Source organism: Streptosporangium sp. G11, from assembly GCF_051192615.1.
Lineage (GTDB): Bacteria > Actinomycetota > Actinomycetes > Streptosporangiales > Streptosporangiaceae > Streptosporangium.
Genome location: NZ_JBPJUQ010000087.1, coordinates 24,068 through 32,781, shown reverse-complemented (window position 1 = coordinate 32,781; position 8,714 = coordinate 24,068). Strand labels below are relative to the sequence as shown.

The following is an 8,714-nucleotide window of genomic DNA, read 5'->3' as shown; positions in this document are numbered from 1 at the left end:
TCGACGACTTCAAGATCCGCGTCTGCGAGGGCACCGACAAGTTCGACGACTGCGGCCGCTGGGGCGACGCCTTCTAAGCCCGCCCGTACCTTTGCGGATTCGCGGAGAGGGCCGTCTCGCCACGGGAGCTCACGCCGTCGCGGTCAGTCCCTCACGGGCCAGCAGCTCGATCAGCCGCCTGACCCCGTGCAGAGCGGCCGCCGGGTCGGATCCGGTGCTCGCGATCATTCCCCAGCGTTCGGGGACGCAGGCGACGGCTCCGGCCCGGCCGCCGGGCCGGGTGCCGGCGAGGGTGGCGGCCTCCAGCCGTCGCAGGGTCGCCGACGACGAGGGCCGGAACACCCGGGTGGCCGCGTACCGCTCGGTGCCGTCGCACACCTCCTCGCGGAAGGCGCGCAGGTATTCGCCCCCGTGGGAGGAGAGGTTGAAGTCGATGGCGCCGACCAGGACGCGGTCGCCGAAGCGGCCCCCGACCCGGCCGACGGCGAAGTCGACGCCGCCGGTGACCAGCCCCTGGTGGCTGCCGTCGGAGACGCTGTGCGGGCCGAGGAAGGCCTCGTGGATCGACCGCAACGCCCGGCGGATCGTCCGATACGCGTCGACGGGAAGACCGAGGCCGGTCCAGCCGGCCTCGTCGAGGAAGAGGTTGCCGACCCAGGAGAAGCGGTTGAGGGTCTGGAGGGTGACCCCCTCGGTGACCTCCCCGTTCCTGAAGTGGCCGGAGGGCGCCACGGGATGCTCCTCACCGCCCGCGGACAGGGTCAGGAAGTCGACCCAGGCCTCCAGCAGGTAGTCGTCGCCGTGCGGGTGGGCGGCCCGGGCCGCCTCGACCAGCCGGTCGGTGTCGGAGAGGTCGAGGCCCCCGACGATGCGGGCGCCGTCACCCGCCTCGCTGGGCTTGAGGGCGGCGGTGCCGAGGCCGTAGCGTTCCCGCAGCAGCCGGGCGGCGCGCAGCGTGCCGGTGACGAACCCGTCCAGATCGACGCCGTCGCGCGGGATCAGATAGCCCGGCAGCACCGGGATGTGCATCGCGAGCTTCCGGTACCCCTCGCCGATCCGCTGTTCGGCGTCGAGGATCTTGTCCACGGACAGGCCGTCGACGTTCAGGGCGTGGGCGTCGTCCACGCGGGGATGGATGTGGCTCTTGCGGTTCCACCGGGCGGCCACCGCGGGTTTGTTGGCGTCGGTGACCAGCCGGGCGAGACCTGTTTCGCGGCGCAGCCACAGCAGGAATATCTGCGTCTCCAGATCCAGTGCGTACAGCCGGATCACCGCGTCGGGCCGGGCCCGCAGCCAGTCGACGATCTCGCCGAGCACGGTCTCCTCGCCGCGCTCGTGTCTCTCCGCCAGCACCAGCAGTGCCTGGCTCAGGTAGTAGTGCTCCCGGTCCCCGATGTCCACGGCGGGAACGCCACGAACCTCGACGGCCTCCGCCCACGGTGCCGTGCGCCCGACCGACAGGTCGGATCCGGTGCCGAGGAAGACCGCCCGGGTCTCGACGTAGGTGGCCACGTCGTGCGGGTCGCGCCCGCCCGCCAGCTCGGCGACGTCGCCGTCCAGCGCCCGGAGGGTGGCGGTGGTCGAGTGCAGCAGCAGCGCCGGTGGCCGGTGGCCGGGGAGAGCGTGGTACGGGGCCAGCTCCCGCTCCGCGGCGGCCGGCACCGCCGAAACGCCGAGGCCGAGCAGCCGCTCGGCCAGCGCGGCGATCCGATCGTCGTCGAGGACCCGGGGACCGGTGAAGAAACCCGACCACCGCACCTTTCGGCCGTCCGGCAGGTGAAGCATGGAGGGGGCGACAGGGGAAAGCATGGTGATCCTCTCGGTAGGACGTAAAAATGAAATCCATATGAACCGTAATAAAAAGCCCTGTCCATAAGGCAGGTCTCCTCTCCGCGGCAAAATACAGGGTGAAACGTCGTCCACCCTGAGCGATGACCGAACCCGTGGTGTGTTCCGTGGGCCTCTTGAAGAGGTGAAGGTCATGGCCGGGTGTTCGTGAAATGGAAATGGCGCACGGTTACCGCTCTGTTGGAGCGCGCCTGATCGCCCGGAAAACCACGGTGATATAGGGCAGTGTGAAGGTCTCGCGTCCGGCCAGATCGGGATGGGTGGCCGCCAGGTGGCGAAGCCGGTTCTCCAGTTCCTCCCGCCGTTCCGGCGTGGCCGTCAGGTAGTAGGACCTGGATCTCACGAGATCGATCAACGTGTCGACCGTGTGCTCGGTGGAGTTCGCGAAGAATCCGCGCTCGATCGCGCCGAAGTCGTTTCCGAACGACGGATTCCTCAGCCATCCGGACAGGCCGGTGCCGTCGCCGCGCATCGCCGCCAGGGCCCCGTGCAACATCACCGCGGCGGCGGTGTCCCGGTCCACGCCGCTGTCCTCGTCACCGAGGATCCCGGACAGCTCCGCCGACCACGGTACGTCCTCGTCCCTCAGGTTCCACAGCGCCGCGAGGACACCGCCGGGACGCAGCACCCTGGCGATCTCCGCGTGCGCGGGCTCGGGCGCGAACCAGTGATAGGCGTGGCCGACCAGCACCGCGTCCACGCTCAGGTCCGCGATCGGGATGGACTCGGCGCGACCGGCCAGCACGGTCGCCCCGGGCGTGCTCTCGGCCAGCCGGGCCCGCATCCCGTCGTCGGGCTCGACCGCGACGGCGTCGTGACCGCACGCGATCAGTCTCCGGGTGAGGATGCCGGTGCCGGCGCCGAGATCGATCACCGAGCGCGGCCGGTCGCCCAGGATCCATTGGACGGCCTCCGGCGGATAGTCGGGCCTGGTCCTGTCGTAGGTCTCCGCGGCGGAACCGAACGAGTTGCCGCGCCTTTCCCAGGTCTGCTCTTTCGTGTCCTCGGTGTCCTTCATGGCGGGGCCCTCGCATTCATCGACGGGAGAGGAACAGCCTGAGACGATCGGGGTGACAGCGGGTGTGCATGGGGTTGGACCGTCCGGCCAGGGCGTCCGCCACCGCCTCGGCGACCGCCGGCGCCTGGGCGAAACCGCCGGTATTGTGCCCCCCGGTGACCACGACCAGGCCCCCGCCCGGGTGTTCCATCAGCTCCAGCACGGCCAGGCTGGACGCCGTCCAGGGGCGCACGCAGTATCGCCTGCTCTCGTCGAGCAGACCCGAGCGCCGGGCCTCCTCGAACGGGCCGGGGAAGAATCTCGACACGGTGTCCTCGACCGCCCGGTAGAGGACGTCCAGCTCGGCGGGGTCGATGTTCGACGGATTCGCGCCGGTCCAGCCGTAACCGGAGCCGATCGCCAGCGTCGACCGGCCGTCCGGATCGGTGGTGACGGTGACGTTGGCGTCCTCGGTGAGGTGGTCGGTGCGGCCGATCTTCAACGAATGGACGAGCTCCGGCGCCGGGTTCGGCACGCTCACCCAGCCACCCAGCACGCCGTGGATCAGGCCGTCGGAGGCGGTGCCGCGCAGCAACCCGCCCCCGTACACGCCGGGAGAGAGCACGTAGTGATCGGCCCGCGGCCCGTCACGGACCTTCGCGAGGTCGCCGGTGTCGTACGTGTCCGGGACGGACACCGGCCGCTCCCAGCGCAGCGTGGCGCCCGCCTTCTCCAGCAGGTCGACCAGCCCGGCGACGAAGCGGTGTATCTGGACGGTGAATCCGGTCACCTCGACGCCCCCGGCGAACACGCCCGCCGCGTGGGCCTCCCGCAGGGCCGGATGGCGCTCGGCGATCTCGGCCGGTGCCAGCACGCGGCGGAGCGCGCCCACCCGTTCCTGCCTGGCCACCTGGACGCGCAGGTGGTGCGGGTCCGTGTAGAGGCGCAGGATGCCCCGGCGCAGGCCGGCGTCGTGGAACAGCTCGGGCTCCTCGTGGACGAACTCCTCCCACAGGTCCCGTGCCCTGCGGTTGAAGAGCAGGATGTCCTCGGTGTAGGCCTCGGCCAGCCAGGGAGGGATGCTAGCGCCTTCCCGCACCCACGCCAGGTCCCGTTCGGTAAGCGAGGACGGCTCGGCGACCGACCACCCGCCCTCGCTGAGCGGGGTGCGGAACGGTGCCGTGCGGCCCGCCGTCCAGTGGTAGCCGTCCGCCTCGGTGAGGGTGAACATCCGGGCGTCACCACCGCCCCGGCTGCAGCCGTACGCCGCCCAGGGCGCCTGAGCTCTCGGATCCGGCGAGCGATCGTGGACGGTCACCCGGTAGCCGTCCCTGACCAGCCGCAGGGCGGTGACGAGGTTCACCACGCCCGCCCCGATGAGCGCCACCTCCCGCCCGCCGGCCGACCGGGAGCGGGCCAGGCGGGTGGCGAGCGCCGGAGCGGTCACCGCCTCCAGCCACTCCCGCTCCGCCAGGGCGAGCGCGGCGGGGTAGAGGTCACCGGGGGCGGCGGGGTCAGCGGCGACCTCACGGCGGATCAGTCTCGTTCGGGCCGGGACGTCCTCCCCGGGACTCCCGGTCCCGACGCCGTCGACAGGATTTCCCGTCTTGCCGTCGACAGGGCTTCCCGTCCCGCCGTTGACAGGGCTTCCGGTCCCGCGGCCGTCGGCCAGGACGACCAGGACGACCAGGGAGGCCGACTCGCCCGCCGCCGAGCGCCATCCGCGAGCCTCGGCCGGGGTCACCTCATGCCTGGTGATCAGCACATCCGGGCGGAGGCGCGCCAGCTCCATGCCACGCGCCGCCATTCGGTGATCGGAAAGCTCCGGTAGATATATAAGGTTCCTGCCGGAAACGACATAAAGGGCGTGATCCGAAACGTGGTGGTCCAGCAGGATCAGCAAGTCGTCTCCAAGGCCGCGCGGTGATTTCGAGTTTGGCACCCGATCCAACGATGTCAACGCCGCGTGACGTATTTCCTCGGTCTTTCCGGGGCTCGATCCGCCTTACCCGAACACGGCCTGGACGTAATTCAGGAAAACCTTCCTCTTGTATTCGATCATTGTCGTCGCCCGTGCCGCGGCCTGAACGACGAGGTCGAGCGCGCGACTTCCCCGGCTGTCCATTGCGGGAGAGAAACAGTCCGATCGCGGCGACAATGGAAAGGGGGAACGGTTCTATTTTCGTCGCGGGTCTCCCCGTCCCCCGCACCGCGTGTCCACCCCGCAATACGCCGCCCTCGCATCGCGTGCCCGCTTGGCAATACGCTGCCCCCGCGCCGTGTGTACGCCCCGCGCCGTGTGTACGCCCCGCAATGCGCCTCCCCGCGCCGCGTGTGCGCCCCGCAATGCGCCGTCCCCGCGCCGCGTGTCCGCCCGGAAATACGCCGTCCCCGTGCCCGCCCCGCCCGTTGCTTCCCCAGGTCGCCCCTCACGGCCGCCGGAGCCGTCGTGCTCCCACGGCCGGGCGGCCCTACCGCGACTCGGCGGCCACCGGAGCCTCGTGGCGGAGTCCCGTGCCGGCCCCGCCGCGCCCGCGCAGGCCGGACGCGATGACGACCGCCCCGACGACGGCCATCGCGACCGGGATGACCAGGGCCGCGCGGAAGCCGCCGAGTTCGGTGAGGAGCGACCCGCCGTCCCCGGTGGCGGCGACGTTCACGGCGGTCACCGCCGACAGGCCGAGCGCCGAGCCGAACTGGAAGGAGGTGTACAGCAGGCCGCCGGCGAGTCCCTGCTCCTCCTCGGCCACGCCGTCGGTCGCGGCGATGGTGAGCGGTCCGTACGTCAGGGAGAAGGCCAGCCCGAGAAGGAGCATGGTCGGGAACATCGCCGCGTACGTCCAGTCGAGACCGATCGGCAGGAACAGCGCATAGGCCACGGCGGCGAGGCACAACCCGCCGAAGATCACTCGGACGTTGCCGAAGCGGTTCACCAGGCGGGGGGTGAGGGTCGGTGCCAGTACGGCGTCGATGCTGACCACCAGCAGGGCCAGGGCCGCCTGCAACGACGACCAGCCGCGCAGTTCCTGCAGGTAGAGCACGACGAGGAACTGGAACCCGAAGAAGGAGCCCCCGAACAGCAGCGCGCCGAGGTTGGCGCGCACCAGCGGGCCCGAGCGGAGGATGCCCAGACGCACCAGCGGCGAGGCCGACCGACGCTCGATCGCCGTGAAGGCGGCGAGCAGCGCGACCCCGAGGGCGAGCGCCCCGGCCGTCCAGGCCCATCCCGCCGCGGGGTCCTCCAGTCGGACGACCGCGAACACCAGCACCATCATCGCCCCGGTCACGGTGATCGCTCCGGCCAGGTCGAAGCCGCGCACGTGATGGTGCGGCCGGTCGCCGTCCGGGATGAGGAGAAGCGCGGCGACGAGGACCGCGGAGGCCATGATGACCGGGGCGAAGAATACCCACCGCCAGCTGATCGCGGCCAGCAGGCCGCCGACGACGAGGCCGAGGGAGAAGCCGGCTGCCGCCGTACCCGCGTAGACCAGGAGGGCCCGGTTGCGCTGCGGGCCCTCGGCGAAGTTCGTCGTGATGATGGACAGACCGGCGGGCGCCATGAACGAGGCGGCCACCCCCGTCACGAAACGGGCGACGATGAGGATCCACCCCTCGGTCGCGAACCCGCCCAGACCCGAGAAGACGATGAACACGCCGAGCCACACCAAAAACATCCGCCGCCGGCCGAGCAGGTCGGCGGCCCGCCCGCCCAGCAGCATGAAACCGCCGTAGCCGAGCACGTACGAACTCATCACCCAGCTCAGCGAACCCGTGCTCAGGTCCAGGTCGGAACGGATCGACGGCAGGGCCACGTTCAGCATCGCCACGTCGATCCCCTCCAGGAAGATCGCACCGCACAGCACGAGCAGCGTGCCCCAGGCACGCCCGCTCATGCGATCCGGTGGTGGGGACAGTGGTGCGGACACGAGACGACTCCTTGGAGAGGGACGGGAACCGTGGCCGGCTCTTTCTTGCCGTCATGGTTCCCTCTTGTAAGTAGTCGCATCATGGGACACCATCAATGACCATGGAAGAAGGCACTTCGAAGTCACCGAGTTGCTGCCCGGATACCGGCGACGCCTACGACGCCCGCCAGTGGGACACCCGGGAAGACTGTGAGGTCCGCCAGATCCTCGACCGGGTCGCGGACAAGTGGTCCCTGCTCGTCATCGCGCTCCTCGACAGCCGAACCCTCCGTTTCACCGAGCTGAGCCGCGAGATCGACGGTGTCAGCCAGCGCATGCTCACCGTCACCCTGCGCCATCTGGAACGGGACGGCCTGGTGCGCCGCACCGTGCACCCCGTCGTGCCGCCTCGGGTGGACTACGAGCTCACAGCCCTCGGCGTGACCCTGCACGACACCATCCAGTCACTCGTGACCTGGACGGAGCGGCACCAGAACGAGATCGCCGCCGCCCGCGCGGGCTACGACGCCCGCGCGGACACCGCGCCGGTCGCCACGGGGGCCGCCCCCTCGGCGAGGACCGGACACGGCTTCGCGCGAGCGGCTGCCGGACCGGGCACCGCGACGAAGGGCGACGGCGTGCGGGCGGCCGGACACGGTGGTGCGACGAAGGGCGACGGCGTGCGGGCGGCCGGACACGGTGGTGCGACGAAGGATGACGGCATCCGGGCGGCCGGACACGGTGGCGCGAGGGAGCGCGAGGCGGTGACGGTTCGCGGTGACGAAACCCCGCCCGCGACACCGTTACGTAACGAAACCCAGCCTCCGATGCCGCTACGTAACGAAACTCGGGGCGCGGCGTCGTCGCGCGACGAGAGCCGTACCGGAGCGGACCTCTCGCGGTGCGAGGTGTGCGGCGACCCGATCCGTGCCGCGCGTACGGGCCGCCCCGCCCGGTTCTGCGGTACGGCGTGCCGGCAGAGGGCACACCGTCGCCGCTCCCGCACCGCGCTCAGGACCTCCGGCTGACCTCGCCCCGCTCCTCCTCGCGGCTGTTCCCCTGCCCCTGCTCCGGGCCCGCCCGGCCCGGTCAAGGGCCCGGACCGACGCCGAGCGCGCCGCCCTGGATCTGACGGAGCTTGCTCCGGGCCCGCCCGGCCCAGAGCCCGGTCCGGCCTGGCCCCGGCGTGACCCGCAGCCCCGGTCTCCGGTTCGCGGCCCCGGCCTCCGGCTCCTCGACTTTCAGCCCCCGGCACGTGGACGGACGCGGGTCCGGGTCCTGGCGTGAGACGGGTCTCGCAAGGGCGGGCAAAGGCATGGCCAAGGGATTCGTGTCGTGCTCCCCAACCGGTGCCGCAGCGTGTCTGCTGTCCAGCAGTAATGGCACTGCTTACCTGGAGGGTCGGAGATGAGGAAGTTGCTTCACGCCGGCGTGCTCGCGCTCGGCGTGCTCGCGGCCGGATGCGGCGGCGCCGACGACGGGAGCACGACCGAGCCGATGGTCGCGGACCAGGTCAAAGCGTCGCCCACCTTGCCGGAACCCTCCGACTCGGCCTCGCCGGTGACCAGAGCCATGGTCGAACTGGGTGAGACGAAGATCGGAAAGGTTCTGGTCGGGGAGGGGATGCGCACGCTCTACCTCTTCAAGAAGGACAAGGACGGGAAGTCGTCGTGTTCCGACGCCTGCGCGCGGGCGTGGCCGCCGTACGTCACGGACGGGGAGCCGGAGGCGGGCGAGGGCGTCAAGGCGGACCTGCTCGGCACCACCGAGCGAGACGACGGTACGACGCAGGTGACCTACAACCGCCATCCCCTCTACTACTTCGCCAAGGACACCGAGGCCGGCGATGTCAAGGGGCATGACGTCGAGGGCTTCGGCGCCAAGTGGTACGCGGTCGGCGCGGACGGGAAGAGGGTGCGCGACTGAGCCGATCCGGGAGGAAAGCTACTGGGTCCGTCAAGGAG

At 70.9% G+C, this 8,714-nt stretch carries 6 protein-coding genes; 2 read left to right on the top strand and 4 right to left on the bottom strand.

Annotated elements, in window-relative coordinates; translation table 11 throughout:
- Window positions 1-129: 129 nt before the first annotated feature.
- The 4 genes from ACSDR0_RS42375 to ACSDR0_RS42360 all read right to left on the bottom strand — a co-directional run bounded on the left by ACSDR0_RS42375 (window position 130) and on the right by ACSDR0_RS42360 (window position 6,771).
- Window positions 130-1,809, bottom strand: coding sequence for a hypothetical protein (locus ACSDR0_RS42375; protein WP_435294621.1), 1,680 nt, complete (start codon window positions 1,807-1,809; stop codon window positions 130-132).
- Between the two features lie 208 nt (window positions 1,810-2,017).
- On the bottom strand, window positions 2,018-2,866 hold the full coding sequence (locus ACSDR0_RS42370; protein ID WP_435294620.1) for a class I SAM-dependent methyltransferase: 849 nt from the start codon (window positions 2,864-2,866) through the stop codon (window positions 2,018-2,020).
- Window positions 2,867-2,882: 16 nt separating this feature from the next.
- Window positions 2,883-4,652 carry an NAD(P)/FAD-dependent oxidoreductase gene (locus ACSDR0_RS42365; RefSeq protein ID WP_435294619.1) on the bottom strand — a complete coding sequence of 590 codons (1,770 nt, stop codon included), beginning with the start codon at window positions 4,650-4,652 and terminating at the stop codon, window positions 2,883-2,885.
- A 664-nt stretch (window positions 4,653-5,316) separates the two neighbouring features.
- Window positions 5,317-6,771, bottom strand: coding sequence for an MFS transporter (locus ACSDR0_RS42360; protein WP_435294618.1), 1,455 nt, complete (start codon window positions 6,769-6,771; stop codon window positions 5,317-5,319).
- Between the two features lie 101 nt (window positions 6,772-6,872).
- Between ACSDR0_RS42360 and ACSDR0_RS42355 the strand changes: the two genes are divergently transcribed.
- Window positions 6,873-7,778 carry a winged helix-turn-helix transcriptional regulator gene (locus ACSDR0_RS42355; protein ID WP_435294617.1) on the top strand — a complete coding sequence of 302 codons (906 nt, stop codon included), beginning with the start codon at window positions 6,873-6,875 and terminating at the stop codon, window positions 7,776-7,778.
- Between the two features lie 379 nt (window positions 7,779-8,157).
- Window positions 8,158-8,676: a COG4315 family predicted lipoprotein gene (locus ACSDR0_RS42350; protein ID WP_435294616.1), complete on the top strand. Its 519-nt coding sequence runs from the start codon at window positions 8,158-8,160 to the stop codon at window positions 8,674-8,676.
- Window positions 8,677-8,714: the final 38 nt, after the last annotated feature.

Coding starts and splice junctions, on each gene's coding strand:
- ACSDR0_RS42350 (WP_435294616.1), top strand. CDS start 8,158: ATGAGGAAGTTGCTTCACGCCGGCGTGCTCGCGCTCGGCGTGCTCGCG.
- ACSDR0_RS42365 (WP_435294619.1), bottom strand. CDS start 4,652: ATGGCGGCGCGTGGCATGGAGCTGGCGCGCCTCCGCCCGGATGTGCTG.
- ACSDR0_RS42370 (WP_435294620.1), bottom strand. CDS start 2,866: ATGAAGGACACCGAGGACACGAAAGAGCAGACCTGGGAAAGGCGCGGC.
- ACSDR0_RS42355 (WP_435294617.1), top strand. CDS start 6,873: ATGGAAGAAGGCACTTCGAAGTCACCGAGTTGCTGCCCGGATACCGGC.
- ACSDR0_RS42375 (WP_435294621.1), bottom strand. CDS start 1,809: ATGCTTTCCCCTGTCGCCCCCTCCATGCTTCACCTGCCGGACGGCCGA.